The sequence below is a fragment of the Algihabitans sp. genome (assembly GCF_965226985.1).
Lineage (GTDB): Bacteria > Pseudomonadota > Alphaproteobacteria > Kiloniellales > DSM-21159 > Algihabitans.
Genome location: NZ_OZ245712.1, coordinates 3,870,650 through 3,889,424, shown reverse-complemented (window position 1 = coordinate 3,889,424; position 18,775 = coordinate 3,870,650). Strand labels below are relative to the sequence as shown.

The following is an 18,775-nucleotide window of genomic DNA, read 5'->3' as shown; positions in this document are numbered from 1 at the left end:
TCAAGCCACAGTCGGTTACGTCAGCCCTTCGAGAACGGCGGCCCGCAGAGCGGCATCAACTTCGGGTCTATGGCTAAACCAAGCTTCGAAGCCCGGCCGGGCTTGATGCAGGAGCATGCCCAGACCGTCCATCGTCGCGTGGCCGGCGGCCGAGGCGCGCGACAGCAACTCCGTTCGAAGTGGCTGATAAACGATATCCGCGACCGCCGCGGTCGAAGGCAGCGACTGCAGATCGAGTTCGAGAGGCGGTTGCCCGGCCATGCCAAGGCTCGTGGCATTGACGAGCAAGCAGGTGTCCACCAGGCCTGCCGCAGTCCAAGGCCTGGCAGTGACTGAACTGCCGAAGTCGGCCACCAGTCGTTCCGCACGTGCGGCGGAGCGGTTCACGACTCGAATCTCCGACACTCCGGCAGATTTGAGGGCGAAGACGATAGCTCGCGCGGCACCGCCGGCGCCTAACACAACGGCGGGCCCGGTCGAAGGCTTCCAAGCGGGCAGATCCTGGCGCAGGCTTTCCAGAAAACCAAAGGCGTCGCTGTTCTGACCCTCGATCCGCCCGTCACGGAAGATCAAGGTGTTGACGGCACCGATCGCCCGAGCTGCGGGGTCGACTTCATCGCAGAGGGCGAGAGCTGCTTCCTTATGCGGAAGCGTCACGTTGGCGCCGGCATAGCCATTGGTGGCCAAGGCCCGCACATAGCCTTCAAACAACTCCGGCGGGACCGGTAGATGCTCGTAGGATCCCGGCAGGTCATAGCGTTTCAGCCAGTGTCCGTGCAGTCGAGGGGACAGGCTGTGACGAACAGGCCACCCGAGAACGCCGGCCATGGGCGCGGAAGATCCATTCATTGGGGGACGACGCCATTCGCGCGCAGGAAGGTCAATAAGGGCAGAAGAGGAAGCCCGAGAATTGTGAAAAAGTCGCCCTGAACCTGCTGAAACAACTGAATACCGGGTCCTTCGAGTTGGTAGGCACCGACCGAGGTAAGAGCGGCCTCGCCCACGAGACTTAGGTAGCGGTCGACGAAGTCTTCGCTCAAGGGCCTCAAGGTCAAGCGCGCGCTGGCGTTGTGGTGCCAGATCCGCCCACCGTCACGGACAACGCAAACACTGGTTTCCAGGGTGTGACTACGCCCGGACAGCGCCAGAAGCTGCCTTCGCGCGGCCTGCAGATCGACCGGCTTATCGAACCACTGTCCTTCGCAATCCAACATCTGATCGGCGCCGATCACGAAGGGTCCAGAGCCGCCGCCGCCGCTGAGACGGTCGCTCACGCGGCGCGCCTTAAGCTCAGCGAGGGTTTCGGCCACCTGAACAGCGCTGGCGTTTTCAGCTTTGAGCGCAAGCTTGACATCGGTTTCGTCCACCGCCGCGGCCAAACACTCGATCTCGAGACCTGCAGCCTCGAGCAGTCGACGCCGCGAGCGGCTTGCGGAGGCCAGAACCAGTTTTGGAGCAGAGGAGTCGACGAGAGTCACGAGACCACCTGCCGGCGATGGCGCGACAGAAGAGTGAAGACGGCTGCCGCCGTTTCCTCGATCGACCGTCGGGTCACGTCGAGCGTCGGCCACCCCATGCGGCTGCAGAGCCGCCGAGCCTCGGCCACCTCCTGTTTAACGGCGTCCAGGTCGGCGTAAGTGGACTCGTCGTCGTCGCCGGCATCCGTCAGCAAGCGGAGGCGATTCTTACGCACCTGGACGAGCCGCATGGGATCCTTCGTCAAACCGATGACCAGCGGCCCCTTCAGGCCGAGAAGTTCGGGCGGGGCAGGCACACCCGGGACCAAGGGGACATTGGCTGCGCGAAGACCACGGTTCGCCAGATAGATGCAGGTCGGGGTCTTCGAGGTGCGCGAGACTCCGGTCAAGACGACGTCGGCATCCTTGAGCCCGGACAGCTGTTGTCCGTCGTCGTGGGCCATGGCGAAATTCATGGCCTCGATCCTGCTGAAGTACTCGGCGTCCATTTCATGTTGCAGTCCGGGCCGACCGACCGTTGCGACGTCGAAATGAGAGACCAGAGCATGCATGACAGGATCCAGAACGGAGATGGCGGGAACACCGATCCGCCGGCAGGCATCGGTCAAACGGCCGCGCAGCGCTTCGTTGATCAGAGTGTAGAGAACGGGTCCCGGGAAAGCCTCGATACCCGCAATCACCTTGTCCATATGTCCGCGCGTGCGCACCAGAGTCCAGGCATGCTCGACCGGCTCCACATCGCGAAACTGGGACAGCACGGCCCGCGCAACGGAATTGACCGTTTCGCCGGTGGCATCGGAGACCAAGTGCAGGTTGCCGGGTTTGTCAGGAGCCGCTTCGGTCGATAGCTCCTCACCGGAGCGGCTCTCGCCGGACAGTTGATCGCTCGTGTCGTTCACGTCGTTCTCGATCCTTATGAACCCAGACTGAGTCAGGGCCTCAAAACAGGGATCCCTGCGAAACGGCACTGCCTGTGGAAAGGCCGGTGAGTCGGGGATAATACAGTCAGCCGGGCCTCGGACAGAATTTCTGCTCAGGTTCTACGAAAAAAGCAGCGGGGGTTGTTCGCCCTGGCCGGTTCGGCAGCGGCCAACCGGGACGACTCCTCGTCAAGATCCGGCTTACCGAAAAGCTCCCCACTTTTCATTCAATCCCCAGAGGCTGCATCCTTAGCGACACTAGGGTTCACCCAAAGTTTATCGACATATCGACAGGCTATTCAGTCGTTACAGAGGAAATGTGGACAGGACGGTGGATCAACTTGCCTCCCCAGGACTCACAGTCTCCTACAACCTCTTCAATATCTTTTAAGAAATATATCTTTGTGGGATAGGAGGGGGGTCTCGTCGAACCACCGAGGATCAGTCCGCGTGTCTCAGCCCAGCCGAAGCGACGACCAAAGCGCGAAACCCAAAAAGGCGATGCTTCGCGCCCTTGCCGGTGAACGCCTTGCGGTTCCGCCGGTTTGGCTGATGCGCCAGGCTGGGCGATATCTGCCGGAGTACAGGGAAACCCGCAAGAAGGCCGGTGGATTTCTGAACCTCTGTTTTACCCCGGAGCTCGCCACCGAGGTCACACTGCAGCCGATCCGCCGTTTCGGCTTCGATGCCTCCATTCTTTTCTCGGATATCCTCGTAGTTCCCCATGCCCTCGGCCAGAAGGTGTGGTTCGAGGAAGGCGAAGGCCCGAAGCTCGAGGCTCTGGCGAATAGCGTCGAGCTTTCGCGGCTCTCGCTCGAAGGTCTGCATGGAAAGCTGGAGCCTGTCTATGAAACCGTGGATCGTCTCTCGTCGGCCTTGCCGCGGGAAACGACCCTGATCGGTTTCGCCGGGGCACCCTGGACCGTGGCGAGCTACATGATCGAGGGTGGCAGCTCGAAGGATTTCCAGAAAGCCAAGGTCTGGGCCTATGGGGATCCGGACGGTTTCCAGCGGCTTATCGACCTTCTGGTCGAGGCGACCAGCCGTTACCTGTCGCGTCAGGTCACAGCCGGCGCTGAGGTCCTCCAAATCTTCGACTCCTGGGCGGGCGTCTGGCCAGAACCGCAGTTCCGGCGCTGGTGCCTGGATCCCATGGCTGCGATCGTGCGCCGGTTGAAGGCTGAACATCCGGAGGTGCCGGTCATCCTTTTTCCGCGCGGCGCAGGTTTGCTCTACGCCGATTTTGCGGCGGACGCCGGGGCAGACGGTCTGTCGCTGGATACGACCGTGCCGCTGGGCTGGGCGGCGGAGGCCCTGCAGCCCAAGGTGACGGTTCAGGGAAATCTGGACCCGATTCTTCTCGTATCCGGCGGGGATGCTCTGACGCAGGCTGTTGAGCGCATTCTGGATCGGCTGGCCGGCGATCCCTTCATCTTCAATCTTGGGCATGGCATCGTGCCGCAGACCCCCCCTGAGCATGTCGCCCAGCTTCTCGACATCGTAAGATCCAGGCCTAGCTAAGCGGTCTGCGAACCGTGCCTCGCGGGAAGCTTGAGCAAGCCACCGGCGGTGGCGCCTGAAGATTGGTAAGACGATGCCTGACGCGTCAAACAAGACGACAGAGATTCCCGGCGCTGCGGCCGGACTTGACCCGAAGCCAGCCGATCACCCCCCGGTCGCGCCGCGCAAGATCGGGGTCTTGCTTCTGAATCTCGGAACGCCGGACGGGACCGACTACTGGTCCATGCGCCGCTACCTCGGTGAATTTCTGTCGGATCGCAGGATCATCGAGCTGTCTCCGCTGCTGTGGCAGCCTATTCTGCAGGGCATCATCCTTACGTTGAGGCCAAGCAAGTCGGGGCGCAACTACGCGAAAATCTGGAATAAAGAGCTCGATGAGTCGCCCTTGCGAAGCTTCACCAGAGTTCAGGCCGAGAAGTTGTCCCAGGCCTTCGGCGGACAGGACGAGATCCTCGTCGAATGGGGCATGCGCTATGGACAGCCGTCAACCGACAGCCGTATCGAGTCCTTGATCGCAAGGGGCTGTGACCGACTGCTTCTTTTCCCGCTCTACCCTCAATACTCGGCAGCCACGACGGGCACGGCCTGCGATGCAGCCTTTCGGTCGCTGATGACCAAACGCTGGATGCCGGCCTTGCGTACGGTCCCGGCTTACTTCGACGATCCAGCCTACATCGAGCTTTTGGCGGAGTCCTTGCGCCAACAGATCGCCGCACTGGATTTCGAGCCGGAGGTTGTCCTGACCTCTTTCCATGGTTTGCCGAAGGAAAACCTGCTGAAGGGCGATCCCTATCACTGCCAGTGCCAGAAGACGGCCCGTCTTCTGCGCGAAAGGCTAGGGTGGCCGGACGAGCGTCTACAGGTGGTCTTTCAGTCCCGCTTCGGCCCGAAGGAGTGGCTGCAGCCCTACGCCGACGAGAAGGTTGCGAAGCTTGCCGAGGCTGGCGTCAAGCGCTTGGCGGTGCTTTCGCCGGGCTTCGCTTCGGACTGCGTCGAGACGCTGGAAGAGCTGGCGATCGGCCTGCGCGAGACTTTCGAAGAAGCCGGTGGCGAGCGCTTTGCCTATCTGTCCTGTCTCAACGATTCCGACGCGCACATTGCCTATCTTCGTCAGGTGGTCGAGCGGGAATTGCGCGGCTGGATATGATTGATTAGATCGGGCGCTGTTCGTTTCTGTGTTCCCCCGAAACAAAAGGATCCGGCGCCCCGATGGATTTCATGTTCGCTCTGTTACCCTGGATCACCGCCCTGCACGTGATCGCGGTGATCGCCTGGATGGCAGCTTTGCTCTATCTGCCGCGGCTTTATGTCTATCACGCGCAAGCCGAGCCCGGATCCGAGATCAGCGAGACCTTCAAGGTTATGGAGCGCCGCCTGTTGCGGGCGATTGGAACGCCGGCGATGATCGCGTCGCTGGTGTTCGGCCTGATCCTGCTCGGCCAGCCGGGCATCTTCTCGCAGGGCTGGGTCCACGCCAAGCTACTGCTGCTGTTGGGTATGTTCCTGATGCACGGGCTCTACGCGAAGTGGCGCAAGGATTTCGAGGCAGATCGCAATAGCCGACCGCACACCTTTTATCGCTGGATGAACGAGGTGCCGACCGTCCTGATGATCGCCATCGTGATCCTGGCGGTCGTAAAGCCCTTTTGAGCCTATCGAAACCCGCGCAGAGGCTCCGAAGACCGTTTTCGGCCATACCCTAAAAACAGATTATCGTGCCAGGGACTGCCGGTTTTCTCGTTGGTGCGCTTGACGCGGGGATCGCGCTCCGTCATAAAACTTCTGATGCGAACGGCTTGTCCGTCGCATGGAGTCTTCCCACCTTGTAGCGCAGAACAGCGGCCCGCCAAGGGACCCGTCCGCGGCTCGCGCTCGGCGCCGCCGGTTTCTCGGCCGGCATCGGTCGCCAAAGCGCCTATCCAAAACCAGTTTAGATCTTCGGTCCGAGCGCGCATCTCCACCGTCTAGAACCGTCCGGTCGGGCATTCGCCGTCCGACCTTAGGCATTCGAGCCTACGTCCTCGGGGTTTCGCACCCGAAATTGATCCGATCCCTCAGTCCATCGTGAATCCGACATGAATCTGCAAGAACTCAAGAACAAATCGCCTGCCGAGCTGCTCGCCTTCGCTGAGGAGCTGGAGATCGAGAATGCCTCGACCCTGCGCAAGCAGGACATGATGTTTGCGATCCTGAAGCAGCTGGCGGAGAACGAAGTCGCGATTTTCGGGTCGGGCGTCTTGGAGGTACTGCCGGACGGCTTCGGGTTCTTGCGGTCGCCTGAGGCCAACTACCTGCCCGGCCCGGACGACATCTACGTAAGCCCGAGTCAGACGCGGCGCTTCGGTTTGCGGACCGGCGATACGGTGGAGGGTGAGATTCGCAGCCCGAAGGAGGGTGAGCGCTATTTCGCCCTGCTGAAGGTCAATACCATCAACTTCGACTCCCCGGAAAAGGCCCGTCACCGGATCAACTTCGATAACCTGACCCCGCTTTATCCGGATCAGAAGATCACACTGGAAATCGAGGATCCGACGAAACCGGACATGACCGCCCGGGTCATCGATCTGACGGCGCCGATCGGGAAAGGTCAGCGAGCCCTTATCGTGGCGCCGCCGCGCACTGGTAAGACGGTGATCCTTCAGAATCTGGCGCGCTCGATCGCCGAGAATCACCCGGAAATCTACCTCTTGGTGCTGCTGATCGACGAGCGGCCCGAGGAAGTGACCGATATGGATCGCTCTGTGAAGGGCGAAGTGGTCTCCTCCACCTTCGACGAGCCGGCCCAGCGCCACGTCCAGGTAGCCGAGATGGTGATCGAGAAGGCCAAGCGGCTGGTCGAACACAAGAAAGACGTGGTGATCCTGCTGGATTCCATCACGCGCCTGGCGCGAGCCTACAACACGGTGGTTCCCAGTTCCGGCAAGGTTTTGACCGGCGGTGTCGACGCCAATGCCCTGCAGCGTCCCAAGCGCTTTTTCGGCGCGGCCCGCAACATCGAGGAAGGCGGGAGCCTGACCATCATCGGAACGGCGCTGATCGATACCGGCAGCCGGATGGACGAGGTGATCTTCGAGGAGTTCAAGGGCACCGGCAACTCGGAGATCGTGCTGGACCGCAAGCTGGCGGACAAGCGCACCTTCCCGGCCATCGATATCGGCAAGTCGGGGACCCGCAAGGAGGAGCTGCTGGTCGACAAAGGCATCCTCAGCAAGATGTGGGTGCTGCGCCGTATTCTCATGCCGATGGGCGTGACGGACTCGATGGACTTCCTGCTGAAGAAGTTGAAAGAAACTAAGAACAACAACGACTTCTTCGATTCCATGAACCAGTAGAGTTCGGGTGCGAGCGGGATGCATGCCTATCTCGCCGGCCCGGATGTTTTCCTGCCCAACGCTGTCGAGGTGGGGGCGCGAAAAGTGGCCCTCTGCCGGGACCGCGGTTTCGAGGGGCATTTTCCGCTCGACGGTGGCCTTCGGCTCGACGGCCTGTCTCCCTACGATCAAGGTCTGGCAATCTACCGGGCCAACTTGGATCTCTTAGTGGCCTGCGATCTGGCCTTTGTGAATCTGACGCCCTTTCGCGGAGTCAGCGCGGATGCCGGGACGGTCTTCGAACTCGGCTGGCTGATCGCCAGAGGGACACCCGTCTTCGCCTATAGCAGCGAGACCCGCACCTACGCGGCCCGGATCGCACCGGATCCTTACGAGATCGAGCGGCACGAGATGTGCGACAACCTCATGATCGAGGCTGCTGTGGTCGCGCAGGGCTGGGGTATCGTTGCGGTCCCGGAACCAGAAGGTGCTGAGCCGCTGGCGGCGCTAGCGGCCTTCGAAGAGGCCTTGGACTCTGCTAGCCGGCATTTTTCACGCCCTTGAGTCCATTCCACTATTTTCTTTTAAAACAATGAGTTAACGCTCACGCCCTCGCGCCTTTCGGGCGAGTTGGTAGAAGGCGGGCGAGGTTCGAAGCAGGGCGACGAAGCGGCTGCGGCGGGTGAGTGGGACGGCGGCTCTGCGCGTCATGCGGTAGAGCAGAAAAACCAGGAAGACCCCGTGGAGCAGGGAGGTATAGGCGAAGAAGGCCGGAGCGCCGAATGACTCCATGATTTGAGAGGCCGCCAAGGGTCCGACCGTCGCGCCCAAGGCGTACATGAGAATGAGCGTGGCCGAGAGCTCGACCCGGTCCGCATCGCCGGCGTGATCGTTGCCATGAGCGATCGAAAGCGAATAGAGCGGAATTGCAAAGGCGCCGAACAGGAATCCACCCACCAGTACGACGTCTGCGGAGACATTGCCCGAAAGTGTGAGCCAGAGGCCGGCGACGGCTGCACCGATGGTGGCCAGGACCAGGATCCACCGCCGATCGAGGCGGTCGGACAACCATCCGAGCGGATACTGGCTGAGCGCCCCGCCAGCAATCGCGAGTGACATGAAAAGAGCCAGCTGCTCCAGATCCAAGGCGGATTCCTGGGCATAGATGGGTCCGACGGTGCGGAAGGCGCCGTTCGTCAGGCCAATGGTAATGCACCCGATGCAGGCGACAGGCGAAAGCCTCCAGATTCGCGCCACGTCGAGCCTTGGACTGGCCGGTGGCGCTGGACTGGTTTGCCGCGACAGACTGATGGGCAGCAGTGCCAGGCAGAAGAGAATCGCGACCACCGCGAAGATCGCAAAGCTGTCCGCGCCGACAATTGGGAGAAGGAACTGGCCGCCCGTCACGCAACTGAGATCGACGATGCGGTAGACCGCCAGCACGCGGCCGCGTTCGCTGGCGCCGGCACGGCTGTTCAACCAGGATTCCACGACCGTCGCCAGGCCAGCGAAGGCAAAGCCGGTGAGTGCGCGGCTGGCCAACCAGACTACGGGATCGATAGCCAGGACGAGGACCAGTGCGGCGACCGCACCGAGCGAAGCCAGCGCTGCGAAGACGCGGATATGCCCTGCGCGCAGGATCAGGCTTGGTGTGATCAGGCAGGCGCCGATGAAGCCTGCGAAGTAGACCGCACCTAGCAAACCGACGGTTTGCGGCGAAAAGCCCTCGAGATTGGCGCGCACGGCCACCAGGGTAACCAGCAGCCCGTTGCCTGCCAGAAGGATGCCGGCCGACAGCAGCAGAGGCAGCAGCCCGAACCAGCCGCTGCGCCCAAGGCGTCCCATGTCCCCGCCGTTCGCGGGTGCGACCTCTGTCATAAAGACTCCCGGATGAGGTGTTGGTTCCGTGGGGACGCTTCAGCCAGCAGGCGGCCGGCCGTCCGGAACGTAGCGGAGCGGTGGCGCGGCCAGTTGGCGTTGCGCCGCGAACCGGGTGGCCGCGGCGGTGCGGTGATCGGCTCGGTCTTTTGGATGTCCAAGGTTCTGGGCAGGCCGTCGCACTTTACATAACTGTGACTAACATCACATCACCGGTCGAGATTTCCCGCTTTCTTCTTTGATGCTTAATCTGCTGAGCATAGGTTCACTTTATGCAAACTGACCGGTGGGGTGAGTCAGTGGTCGCGGGTGCCAATCAAGTCGAGCGCGACGCTCCTGAAGTGTCCGATTTCAGTGTGCGCTTTTGGGGCGTGCGCGGATCGATCGCTTGTCCGGGCGCCGAGTATCAGGCCTATGGCGGTAACACCTCCTGCCTGGAGGTGCGTTGCGGCCCGCACGTCCTGATCTTCGACGGCGGCACGGGGCTTCGCCCGCTCGGACAGCAGCTGATGAAGACCGGCGGCGCAAAGGCCGAGGGCAGTGAGATCGATATTTTCCTGACCCATACGCACCACGATCATATCGCCGGCATTCCCTTCTTTGCCCCTGCCTTCTGCGGCAAGAGCCGAGTCCGTTTCTGGGCCGGTCATCTGAAGCCGGAGTCCAGCTTGCATACGGTGCTTTGCAAATTCATGGCCGCCCCTCTGTTCCCGGTGCCGCCGGCGATCTTCGGCGCGGATGTCGCCTATGAGGACTTCGAGGCTGGAGACGTGCTGTCACTCTATCCCGGTGTGGAACTTCGAACCGCGCCGCTCAACCACCCCAACCGCGCCACGGGCTACCGTATCAACTATGCTGGCCGGAGCATCTGCTACGTCACCGACACGGAGCACGAGCCTGGAGAGCGGGATGCAAACGTCGTCGAGCTGGTTCGCGGTGCCGATCTGATGATTTACGACTGCAGCTACACCGATGAGGAGTATGCAGCCAAGTACAAGGGTTGGGGACACTCGACCTGGGAAGAAGGCGTCCGCCTTTGCGAGGCCGCCGACGTGAAGCGTCTTGCCATCTTCCATCACGACCCAAGCCATGACGACGCCTTCATGGATCGAATCATGACCGACGCCCAGGCCGCACGGCCCGGAACGATCGTCGCACGGGAAGGCATGGTGCTGTCGCCGTGAGCGGGCAAGGGGCCGAGCGCGCGGCACGACGCCGACGCCTCATGGGCCTCCAGACCTTGATCGGTGGCGGTCCGCCCCAGGGCTTCTTCATTCCCTATCGCTATGCGGATCGGGTACCGCAACGCGCCGAGCGTCGTCCCTACGCAGCGGTGACGGCAGTTTTCGAGGAAGCCAGGACTGAATTCCTGGCGGTTTTCGACCGGCTGGACGTCTACACTGCCGACTTGCAGGCAATTGGATTGGAGGCTCAGCCGCCTGAACCACGTTGGGGTCAGGAATGGTTTCCCAGGCTTGATGCGGCGGCGGCCTACGTTTTCGTTCGCGACAGTGCACCCAGGCGCCTCGTCGAGATCGGATCGGGTCACTCGACGCGGTTTTTCGCCCGGGCCGTCGCCGATGCCGGTCTGACAACGAAGATCGACGCTATCGATCCGGCTCCTCGCGCCGACCTGGATGGCCTGCCGGTCACGCTGCACCGCACGACGCTGCAGCAGGCCGACCTCGCGCTGTTCGACGGTCTGTCTGCCGGGGACATCGTTTCCATCGACTCCAGCCATATTCTGATGCCGGGAACCGACGTCGACTGGTTTCTGGGCCAGGTTCTGCCGCGTCTTCCGGCGGGTTTGCTGGTCCATGTCCACGATATCTTCCTGCCGGACTTCTATCCGGCAAGCTGGGAGTGGCGCGGCTACAACGAGCAGGAAGCCTGGGCGCCGCTGCTATCGTTGGGGGTATTCCGTCCGCTTTGGTCGAGCCATTGGGCAGCGTCTCGTCTGACCCACCGCTTGTCGCAGAGCGTCGCGGCGCAGCTGCCGCTGTCCGTAGGCGCCTTCGAGTCTGGCCTCTGGTTGAAGAAGGCGGGTGCTTCGGACTGATCGGCGCGATTTTTCTACCTCCTCGCCCGAGAGACTCGCGTTGCGGTCACGGGCTTGTGCGTCGACTGTGTAGAATACCGCACCCCATATGCCTGAGCGGACCAGCAGACGGAGAGACACGATGGCGGTGACTGAGGAAAGTCACGCCGGCGGCATCGAGGTGAAGGTGGAGCCGGAAACGCGGCGCTTCGGTCTGCCATCGCTGCGCCCGATGCGGGAGCCGCCCTTGCCGGCGCGCGTCCGTGAGGCCATCGCTCGGCAGGAAGATCGTTCCGAACAGCTGATCGGCTGGATCCAGCTGGCCATCGTTCTGACCTTTGCCCTGCTGTATCTGATCACACCGAAAACCAGCGGTCCCGACGCACCCTTCCAACCGGTTCCCTACATTCTGGGAACCTACCTGGTGCTGACCTTGATTCGCATCGTCTGGTCCTATCGCGGGCGTCTGCCAAGCTGGTCTCTCGTCTTTTCATCGCTCTTCGATATCGGCCTTCTGATGCTGCTGATCTGGTCGTTCCATCTGCAATATGATCAGCCGCCTTCCTTCTACCTGAAGGCCCCGACCCTGCTTTATGTCTTTATTTTCATAGGTTTGCGGGCTCTCCGCTTCGATCCGCGGTTCGTGCTGATGACCGGACTGATGGGGGCCGTCGGCTGGGGCCTGATGATTCTCTTCGTCGTGGCCTCGGAGGACGGCGAGATGATGATCACCCGCGACTACATCGAGTACATGACGGCCAACGCCCTTTTGTTGGGAGCCGAGTTCGACAAGATCATCTCGATCCTGATGGTCACAACGATCTTGTCCGTCGCCCTGTGGCGGGGACGCGAACTGCTGGTACGGTCCGTCGCGGAGGGAATCGCTGCGAAGGAGCTCTCACGTTTTTTTGCTCCCGAGGTGGCGAAACATATCAAGGGGGCCAAAGACACCATCTCGGCGGGCGAAGGGCAGTTGCGCGACGCGGCCGTGGTCTTTCTCGATCTGCGCGGCTTCACGCCTTTGGTCGAGCAGGAACCACCGGCCCGGGTGATGGCCTTGCTTTCCGAGTATCAGGCGCGGGTGATTCCGATTCTCCAGCGGCACGGAGGATCAATCGACAAGTTCTTGGGCGACGGCGTCATGGCTAGCTTCGGGGCAGCCGAACCCAGTTCCAGCTACGCGGCCGACGCGCTGCGCGCGCTGCAGGACGTTCTGATCGAAGCCGAGGCCTGGCAGGCCGAGCGCCGCGCAGCGGGCCGGGCCGCCCCCAAAGTGAACGGCGCTTTGACCACCGGCCCGGTACTTTTCGGCGCGGTCGGTGACGACAGCCGCTTGGAGATCACGGTGATCGGCGATGCCGTGAATCTCTCTGCGAAGCTGGAGAAACACAACAAGACGAGTAAGACACGCGCCTTGGCCACCTCGGAGGCTGTGAGCCTGGCGCGGCGCCAAGGATACACTGGGGCCGCTGCGATCAGGGATCTCCGGGCTGAGACGGTAGAGGGTGTGGCCGAGCCGATGGATCTGATGGTGCTGGCTGACTGAGCCTGCCGATGTCTGCTTTAGGTCCCGCCGTTGTTCGCCGGTTCCGATTGGCTGAGGCGGTGCAAGACGTCGTCGAGCTGTTCCAGAGTGTTGTAGTGGATGCCCAGCGTGCCTCCCTCGCCTCTCAGCTCGATGGTGACCTTGAGACCGAGCATCGCGGAGAGATCGCGCTCCAAAGCCAGCGTGTCGGCGTCTTTCTCCTGGGTCTTGGCGGCCGCTGGCCCGCGTGTCTTTCCCGCCGTGCCTTTCGTTTCGCTGGCCAACCTCTCGGTCTCGCGAACTGATAGACCCTTCTCGGCCACCCTCGCCGCGAGGGCTTCGGGCTCGGCGGTGCCGAGCAAGGCACGTCCGTGACCGGCGGACAGGCGTCCGTCCTCCAGGTAGCCGCGCACGGTTTCCGGTAGATTAAGCAGGCGCAGCGTGTTGGCGATGTGGGGCCGCGACTTGCCGATCAGGCGCGCCAAGTCCTCCTGACTGTGGTCGAACTCCTCCATCAGCCGCCGATAGCCTTCCGCCTCTTCCACGGGGTTGAGGTCTTGGCGCTGGACGTTCTCGACGATCGCCAGTTCGAGCGCTGCCGCGTCGTCCAGTTCGCGGATGACGATCGGAACTTCGTGGAGTTGCGCCCGCTGTGCCGCACGCCAGCGCCGTTCGCCGGCGACGATCTCGAAGTCGCTCGGGCGATCGGGATGACGGCGCACCAGGATCGGCTGCAGAATTCCCTGTTCCTTGATCGAGGCGGTCAGGGAGTCCAAAGGCTCGTCGTCGAAGCGCGTGCGCGGTTGAAGGCGGCTGGGGTGAAGCCGTTCGATCGGCACCTGCTTGCTCGAGCGATGCCGGTCGAGGCTGTCGTAATCGTCCCCCTCCTCGCCGAGCAAGGCTGCAAGACCGCGCCCCAGGTTGGTCCGTTTGTCGGAACTCGGCGGCCCGGACGGCGTGTCGCTCATAGCGCTCTCCCTAAATCCACTGTCTTGGCCCTGTTTCCTGGCCCCGGTTTGCACTTCGGTTCTCAGGAGGCCAGTGCCGTCGTTGCTTCGTCGCCCTCCTCGCGGCGCAGCAGTTCGCCGGCAAGATGGACATAAGCCTGAGCGCCGGCGCAGTTGAGATCATAGAGCAGAACGGGTTTGCCGTGGCTCGGTGCTTCCGAGACCCGGACGTTGCGCGGAATAACCGTCCTGTAGACGCGGTCGCCGAGGTAGCTGCGCACATCCTTTGCAACCAGATCGCAGAGGTTGTTGCGGCGGTCGTACATGGTCAGCACGACCCCTTGAAGGGTCAGCGACGGATTGAGCGCGCGGCGGACGCGCTCGATCGTGCGCAGCAGATGGCTGAGACCTTCGAGGGCGTAAAACTCGGCCTGCAGAGGCACGAGAACCGCATCGGCCGCGACCAGCGCGTTGACAGTCAGAATGCCGAGGGCCGGCGGGCAGTCGATGAGAACGTAGTCCCAGCGGTCCCTCTCCTGCTGCAGAGCGCTCTGCAGCCGGGTGTCCCTGCGTTCGGCGGCCACCAACTCGATCTCCGCGCCCGACAGGTCGACGGAGGACGGCACGATCGCCATGTTCGGCACCGGCGTCTCGACGACGCAGTCCTTCAAGGCGGTCGTGCCCAGCAAGGCCTCATAGACTGTCGGGCCGCGACGTCGCCAATCCAGGCCGACACCGGTCGAGGCGTTGCCCTGCGGATCCAGATCGATGATCAGAACCCGCTTGCCACAGGCCGCAAGGGCGGTGGCGAGATTGACCGCGGTGGTGGTCTTACCGACCCCGCCCTTCTGATTGGCAATCGCGAGAACGCGTGGCCCGGAGTGCGGCGCTCTCATGGTGAGGTTCTCGATATCTTGTAGGTTCACGGCAGGGGTCCCTCTAGCCGTAGGATGCATCCGGAAGGGTCGCTTCGACTCGGGACGCGAATGCATCTATCTTGAAGGGTCTTTGGCAAGAGGGTCAATTCGTCTTCAACCCCCCTGCCCTTGAGGAAGAGGCAGCAACCATCGGCTTTCAGAAGCGGTGCTGCGTAGGTGACGAGATCGGACAGAGGTGCCAGAGCGCGGGCCGTCACAAGGTCGACCTGCAAGTCACCTAGGGCCTCGATGCGGCAACAGTGAATCTCCGCCGTGGCCCCGGTTTCCCGAAGAACTTGGCGCAGGAAGGTCGCCTTCTTCTGATCGGCCTCGACGAGATGAAGCTCTCCGACACCGCAGAGCGCCAGGACCAAACCTGGAAAACCGGCACCGCTGCCGAGATCTGCCACGCTGAGATCGGGTTTCTCCGGCAAGAGCCGTAGCAACTGCGCAGAGTCGAGCATATGACGGCGCCAAAGATCGGGCAGAGTGGCCGGTCCGACCAGGTTGATTGCCTGGTTCCACTTGATCAGCAGCTCGGCATAGAGCTCCAATCGCGCCAGCGTTTCACGTGAAACACCCGTTTCAGCTTGGAACTCTGCCGCTCCGTAGATGTTTTCCGACTGGGCAACGATCATTCCCCTCTCTTACGCGCCTTGCCGCCCAGCAGCAAGGCGCAGGGTTCGGTTGGGCCGCTGTGAACAGTGGGGAAGATGGGGGCCGTTGTAGTTTAGACGCCACACTCCGGCTTTGATGGAGGTAACTGACGCCGCGTTGCCGGCTCATGCCGCCGAAACCCTGTGTTTCACGTGAAACAGGCCTGGAAAAGATCTTCCGCGCTCTAGGGAGTGGCCCGCTTCATGCCACCGCTGCGCCTACCGGCTTCCGCTTCACATGGCGGAGCAGGGCGACCAGGGCAGCCGGCGTCATGCCGGGAATGCGGCCTGCTGCGCCGAGCGTCGCCGGGCGTGCGGCGAGAAGCTTCTCTCTAACCTCGTTGGAAAGGCCGTGGATTGCCCCGTAGTCCAAGTCGTCAGGCAGTATCAAAGCCTCATCTCTGCGGAAGGCACGAACGTCGGCGTCCTGGCGGTCGAGATAGCCCATGTAGCGGGCCTCGATCTCGACCTGCTCCGCAACCTCGGGGGCGATCTGTGTCAGTTCGGGCCAATAACTCGCAAGCTGAGGCAGAGCGATATCGGGGTAGCGCAGAAGATCGAACGCGTTGCGTCTGACGCCGTCCTGATTGATCGTAAAGCCGGCTTTCGCCAGTTGATCCGGTGTGGCGGTGAGGGAGTGGACCAATGAGCGCGCAGACTCCAGAGCCCCCATTTTGGCTTTGAAAGCTGTCTCGCGCTGTCTGCTTGCGCAACCGAGTTCAAGAGCCTTCGGCGTCAGTCGCTGATCTGCGTTATCGGCCCGTAGCCGCAGCCTGTATTCGGCGCGGCTGGTGAACATCCGATAGGGCTCGGTCACGCCCCGGGTCACCAGGTCGTCAATTAGCACGCCGATATAGGCGTCGGCCCGGTCAAGACTCCAAGGCTGCGAGCGCCCTCCCGCTGCCAGCGCCGCGTTCAGTCCGGCAATCAGGCCCTGAGCTGCCGCTTCCTCGTAGCCGGTGGTACCGTTGATCTGGCCGGCGAGGTAAAGGCCCGGCAGCCGCCGGGTTTCGAGCGCCGTGGTGAGCTCTCGCGGATCGACGTAGTCGTACTCAATCGCATAGCCGTACTGCAGAACCTTGGCTCGTTCCAGGCCAGGAATGGTCTTGAGGAAGGCGTCCTGTACCTCCTCAGGCAAGGAAGTCGAGATTCCGTTCGGGTAGACGGTGTGGTCGTCCAGTCCTTCGGGCTCTAAGAAGATCTGATGCCGGCTGCGGTCGGCAAAGCGCACCACCTTGTCTTCGATCGAGGGACAATAGCGCGGCCCTGTCGATTCAATCTGGCCGGAATAGATCGGTGCCCGATGGATGTTTTCCTGAATGAGGGCATGCCCCTGCGGGTTGGTATAGGTGATGTGGCAGGGGATCTGTGGGACCGTGATTCGATCCGTCAGATAGGAGAAAGGCTCCGGCGGTTCGTCGCCCGGCTGAACCTCCAGCTTCGCCCAATCGATCGTACGACCGTCGAGCCTCGGGGGCGTGCCGGTTTTCAAACGGCCGAGGGAGAAGCCGCTGCGGTCGAGTGTTCGCGACAGCCCGATAGCGGGGGCTTCCCCCACCCGGCCGGCTGGAATGCGAGTCTCGCCACGGTGGATCAGACCACGAAGAAAGGTGCCGGTGGTCAGGACAACGGCGGCCGCCGCGATCTCTTCGCCGTTGGCCGTGACGACTCCTGAAACACGCGCTTCTCCATCGAAACGAAGGTCGGCGACTTCGGCCTCGTAGATCTCCAGGTCCGGCTGGTCGGCCAGGATCGACTGAATGGCTTCGAGATAGAGTTTGCGGTCGGCCTGTGCCCGGGGACCGCGAACGGCTGGGCCTTTCCGACGGTTGAGCAGACGAAACTGGATGCCGGCACGATCAATCGCACGACCCATGATGCCGTCCAGGGCGTCGATCTCGCGGACCAAGTGTCCTTTACCCAGTCCGCCGATGGCCGGGTTGCATGACATCGCACCGATGGTCGCATGCTTGTGGGTGATCAGCAGGGTCTTTGCACCAAGCCGAGCGGCCGCGGCTGCCGCTTCGCAGCCGGCATGCCCTCCCCCCACAACGATAACGTCGGTTTTCCGCATGGCCGAAAGATGCGGCTCGCGGAACACTGGGTCAAGGATCGAGCGCAGCCGAAATGGCTGAAACAGCGGTTCTCGCTAAGTCTTTTACAGCTCTGGGCTGACACGCCTGTTTCACGTGAAACAGCGCCCTACTTGCCGATGCAGAATTCCCGGAAAATCACGTCCAGCAGATCCTCGACATCGACGCGTCCCACCACGCGCCCCAAAGCGCGTAACGCGATCCGCAGATCTTCGGCAGAAAGTTCGGGCAAACTCTGGGTCGCGACACGATCCAAAGCAGCCGAGGCCTCCTCAATGGCCCGTCGATGTCGGGCTCGGGTTAGAACCGGCTCGGACCCAACTTCGGAGAAGCGTTGCACAACGGCGTTGCTCAGGGCGTCGATCAGCTCGGGCAACCCTTTGCCCGTCATGGCCGAAAGCGGCAGAGCGGTATGGTTCGCAATGGTCGGAGGGTCAACCTCTGCCAGGTCCACCTTGTTCCAACAGATCAGGGTGTTTGCGTCGGCAAGCGATAAGATGTCGAGCTCGGGCCGCAGGGTCGCATCGAAAACCAAGAGTTTGAAGTCTGCGGACTGCGCGCGCTCCAGACTACGGCGGATTCCCTCCGCCTCGACCGGATCGAGCGCCTCGCTCTGCGCGCCGCGCAGGCCCGCGGTATCTGCAAGCGTGACGGGGTAGCCCTGAAGATCGAGGCGTACCTCTACGACGTCCCGCGTGGTCCCTGCCGTTTCGGCGACGATGGCGACTTCGCGTTTGGCCAGACTGTTCAGGAGACTGGATTTACCAGCGTTCGGGGGACCGAGAATCGCGATTTCCAAACCTTCCCGCAGACGCTCGCCTATGTCAGCTGACCCTAGATCTTGACGCATTTCACTTCGGATAGACGAGATATCGTTAAGGGCCGCCATTTCGAGGTCTGTCGGAAGCTCCTCGTCCGGGAAGTCGATTGTCGCCTCCAGATGAGCGAGCTGGCGCGCCAGGCGGGCCTGCCACTGCTCGATCCGCTTCGAGAGGCCGCCATCCAGTTGCCGCAGGGCTTGCCGCCTCTGGGCCGCCGTTTCGGCGGTAATCAGATCCGCCAGACCTTCCACCTCGGCCAGATCGAGCTTGCCTGCATCGAAAGCGCGCCGGGTGAAAGCACCCGGTTCGGCGGGCACGCAGTCCGGCAGACGCCCCAGAGCATCCAGTACGGAAGAGACAACCGCGCGGCCTCCATGCAGGTGAAGCTCCACCACGTCTTCACCGGTAAAGCTGGCCGGACCCGGAAACCAGAGAACCAGACCGCGATCCAGCAGTTCGCCACTATCGGGGTCGTGCAGTGCGGCGAGCGTTGCCCGCCGGGGCGTTGGCGGCAACTGGCCAGTCAGGCTTTGCAGTGCCGTCGAGGCCTGGGATCCGGAGATTCGAAGCACGGACACCCCTGCCCGCCCGGCACCGCTGGAGGGGGCGAAGATCGTCTCGCTCATGAAATGGGCCTAAAGGATCGCCGGAACCGAGGGATTACCGCATT

Annotated in this window: 17 protein-coding genes; 8 read left to right on the top strand and 9 right to left on the bottom strand. The window is 62.4% G+C overall.

The window, feature by feature from the left end:
* Positions 1–15: 15 nt before the first annotated feature.
* Genes ACO054_RS17815 through ACO054_RS17805 form a run of 3 tightly spaced genes read right to left on the bottom strand, consistent with a single transcriptional unit; the run spans position 16 to position 2,290 of the window.
* Positions 16–849: a shikimate dehydrogenase gene (locus ACO054_RS17815; protein WP_421707928.1), complete on the bottom strand. Its 834-nt coding sequence runs from the start codon at positions 847–849 to the stop codon at positions 16–18.
* Complete coding sequence (locus ACO054_RS17810) at positions 846–1,478, bottom strand: Maf family protein (protein WP_421707927.1); 633 nt, start codon at positions 1,476–1,478, stop codon at positions 846–848. Before ACO054_RS17810 ends, ACO054_RS17815 begins: the two co-directional genes overlap by 4 nt.
* Positions 1,475–2,290 carry a pyruvate, water dikinase regulatory protein gene (locus tag ACO054_RS17805; RefSeq protein ID WP_421710385.1) on the bottom strand — a complete coding sequence of 272 codons (816 nt, stop codon included), beginning with the start codon at positions 2,288–2,290 and terminating at the stop codon, positions 1,475–1,477. The genes ACO054_RS17810 and ACO054_RS17805 overlap by 4 nt, the downstream gene beginning before the upstream one ends.
* A 609-nt stretch (positions 2,291–2,899) precedes the next feature.
* Between ACO054_RS17805 and hemE the strand changes: the two genes are divergently transcribed.
* The 5 genes from hemE (at position 2,900) to ACO054_RS17780 (ending at position 7,794) form a co-directional block, all read left to right on the top strand.
* Positions 2,900–3,919, top strand: a complete 1,020-nt coding sequence (hemE, locus tag ACO054_RS17800) for a uroporphyrinogen decarboxylase (protein WP_421707926.1) — start codon at positions 2,900–2,902, stop codon at positions 3,917–3,919.
* A 73-nt stretch (positions 3,920–3,992) separates the two neighbouring features.
* A complete protein-coding gene (gene hemH / locus ACO054_RS17795; RefSeq protein ID WP_421707925.1) occupies positions 3,993–5,066 on the top strand; it encodes a ferrochelatase in 1,074 nt (357 codons plus the stop codon).
* A gap of 62 nt (positions 5,067–5,128) precedes the next feature.
* Positions 5,129–5,569 carry a protoporphyrinogen oxidase HemJ gene (hemJ, locus tag ACO054_RS17790; protein WP_421707924.1) on the top strand — a complete coding sequence of 147 codons (441 nt, stop codon included), beginning with the start codon at positions 5,129–5,131 and terminating at the stop codon, positions 5,567–5,569.
* Between the two features lie 425 nt (positions 5,570–5,994).
* Positions 5,995–7,251, top strand: coding sequence for a transcription termination factor Rho (rho, locus tag ACO054_RS17785; RefSeq protein WP_421707923.1), 1,257 nt, complete (start codon positions 5,995–5,997; stop codon positions 7,249–7,251).
* Between the two features lie 18 nt (positions 7,252–7,269).
* Positions 7,270–7,794, top strand: a complete 525-nt coding sequence (locus ACO054_RS17780; protein WP_421707922.1) for a nucleoside 2-deoxyribosyltransferase — start codon at positions 7,270–7,272, stop codon at positions 7,792–7,794.
* Positions 7,795–7,827: 33 nt separating this feature from the next.
* Here ACO054_RS17780 and ACO054_RS17775 read toward each other — a convergent pair whose 3' ends face one another.
* Positions 7,828–9,108, bottom strand: coding sequence for an MFS transporter (locus tag ACO054_RS17775; RefSeq protein WP_421707921.1), 1,281 nt, complete (start codon positions 9,106–9,108; stop codon positions 7,828–7,830).
* Between the two features lie 341 nt (positions 9,109–9,449).
* On the opposite strand from ACO054_RS17775, the gene ACO054_RS17770 reads away from it, so the two are divergent.
* From ACO054_RS17770 to ACO054_RS17760, 3 genes are all read left to right on the top strand, one after another.
* A complete protein-coding gene (locus ACO054_RS17770; protein WP_421707920.1) occupies positions 9,450–10,292 on the top strand; it encodes an MBL fold metallo-hydrolase in 843 nt (280 codons plus the stop codon).
* A 41-nt stretch (positions 10,293–10,333) separates the two neighbouring features.
* Positions 10,334–11,167 (top strand): class I SAM-dependent methyltransferase, encoded by an 834-nt coding sequence (locus ACO054_RS17765; protein ID WP_421707919.1) that lies wholly within the window; start codon positions 10,334–10,336, stop codon positions 11,165–11,167.
* A gap of 121 nt (positions 11,168–11,288) precedes the next feature.
* Entirely contained in the window at positions 11,289–12,692 is a 1,404-nt protein-coding gene (locus ACO054_RS17760; protein WP_421707918.1) for an adenylate/guanylate cyclase domain-containing protein, read from the top strand.
* Positions 12,693–12,709: 17 nt separating this feature from the next.
* Here ACO054_RS17760 and ACO054_RS17755 read toward each other — a convergent pair whose 3' ends face one another.
* From ACO054_RS17755 to mnmE, 5 genes are all read right to left on the bottom strand, one after another.
* On the bottom strand, positions 12,710–13,639 hold the full coding sequence (locus ACO054_RS17755) for a ParB/RepB/Spo0J family partition protein (protein WP_421707917.1): 930 nt from the start codon (positions 13,637–13,639) through the stop codon (positions 12,710–12,712).
* Positions 13,640–13,701: 62 nt separating this feature from the next.
* Positions 13,702–14,514 (bottom strand): ParA family protein, encoded by an 813-nt coding sequence (locus tag ACO054_RS17750; RefSeq protein WP_421710384.1) that lies wholly within the window; start codon positions 14,512–14,514, stop codon positions 13,702–13,704.
* A gap of 26 nt (positions 14,515–14,540) precedes the next feature.
* Positions 14,541–15,173 carry a 16S rRNA (guanine(527)-N(7))-methyltransferase RsmG gene (gene rsmG, locus ACO054_RS17745; protein WP_421707916.1) on the bottom strand — a complete coding sequence of 211 codons (633 nt, stop codon included), beginning with the start codon at positions 15,171–15,173 and terminating at the stop codon, positions 14,541–14,543.
* A gap of 220 nt (positions 15,174–15,393) precedes the next feature.
* Positions 15,394–17,265, bottom strand: coding sequence for a tRNA uridine-5-carboxymethylaminomethyl(34) synthesis enzyme MnmG (gene mnmG / locus ACO054_RS17740; protein WP_421707915.1), 1,872 nt, complete (start codon positions 17,263–17,265; stop codon positions 15,394–15,396).
* Between the two features lie 128 nt (positions 17,266–17,393).
* Entirely contained in the window at positions 17,394–18,731 is a 1,338-nt protein-coding gene (gene mnmE, locus ACO054_RS17735) for a tRNA uridine-5-carboxymethylaminomethyl(34) synthesis GTPase MnmE (protein WP_421707914.1), read from the bottom strand.
* Positions 18,732–18,775: the final 44 nt, after the last annotated feature.

Bases quoted from the DNA above. Each gene is read 5' to 3' on its own strand.
- ACO054_RS17815 (WP_421707928.1), bottom strand. From the start codon at position 849: ATGAATGGATCTTCCGCGCCCATGGCCGGCGTTCTCGGGTGGCCTGTT.
- hemE (WP_421707926.1), top strand. From the start codon at position 2,900: ATGCTTCGCGCCCTTGCCGGTGAACGCCTTGCGGTTCCGCCGGTTTGG.
- hemH (WP_421707925.1), top strand. From the start codon at position 3,993: ATGCCTGACGCGTCAAACAAGACGACAGAGATTCCCGGCGCTGCGGCC.
- hemJ (WP_421707924.1), top strand. From the start codon at position 5,129: ATGGATTTCATGTTCGCTCTGTTACCCTGGATCACCGCCCTGCACGTG.
- rho (WP_421707923.1), top strand. From the start codon at position 5,995: ATGAATCTGCAAGAACTCAAGAACAAATCGCCTGCCGAGCTGCTCGCC.
- ACO054_RS17780 (WP_421707922.1), top strand. From the start codon at position 7,270: ATGCATGCCTATCTCGCCGGCCCGGATGTTTTCCTGCCCAACGCTGTC.
- ACO054_RS17775 (WP_421707921.1), bottom strand. From the start codon at position 9,108: ATGACAGAGGTCGCACCCGCGAACGGCGGGGACATGGGACGCCTTGGG.
- ACO054_RS17765 (WP_421707919.1), top strand. From the start codon at position 10,334: ATGGGCCTCCAGACCTTGATCGGTGGCGGTCCGCCCCAGGGCTTCTTC.
- ACO054_RS17760 (WP_421707918.1), top strand. From the start codon at position 11,289: ATGGCGGTGACTGAGGAAAGTCACGCCGGCGGCATCGAGGTGAAGGTG.
- ACO054_RS17755 (WP_421707917.1), bottom strand. From the start codon at position 13,639: ATGAGCGACACGCCGTCCGGGCCGCCGAGTTCCGACAAACGGACCAAC.
- ACO054_RS17750 (WP_421710384.1), bottom strand. From the start codon at position 14,514: ATGAGAGCGCCGCACTCCGGGCCACGCGTTCTCGCGATTGCCAATCAG.
- rsmG (WP_421707916.1), bottom strand. From the start codon at position 15,173: ATGATCGTTGCCCAGTCGGAAAACATCTACGGAGCGGCAGAGTTCCAA.
- mnmG (WP_421707915.1), bottom strand. From the start codon at position 17,265: ATGCGGAAAACCGACGTTATCGTTGTGGGGGGAGGGCATGCCGGCTGC.
- mnmE (WP_421707914.1), bottom strand. From the start codon at position 18,731: ATGAGCGAGACGATCTTCGCCCCCTCCAGCGGTGCCGGGCGGGCAGGG.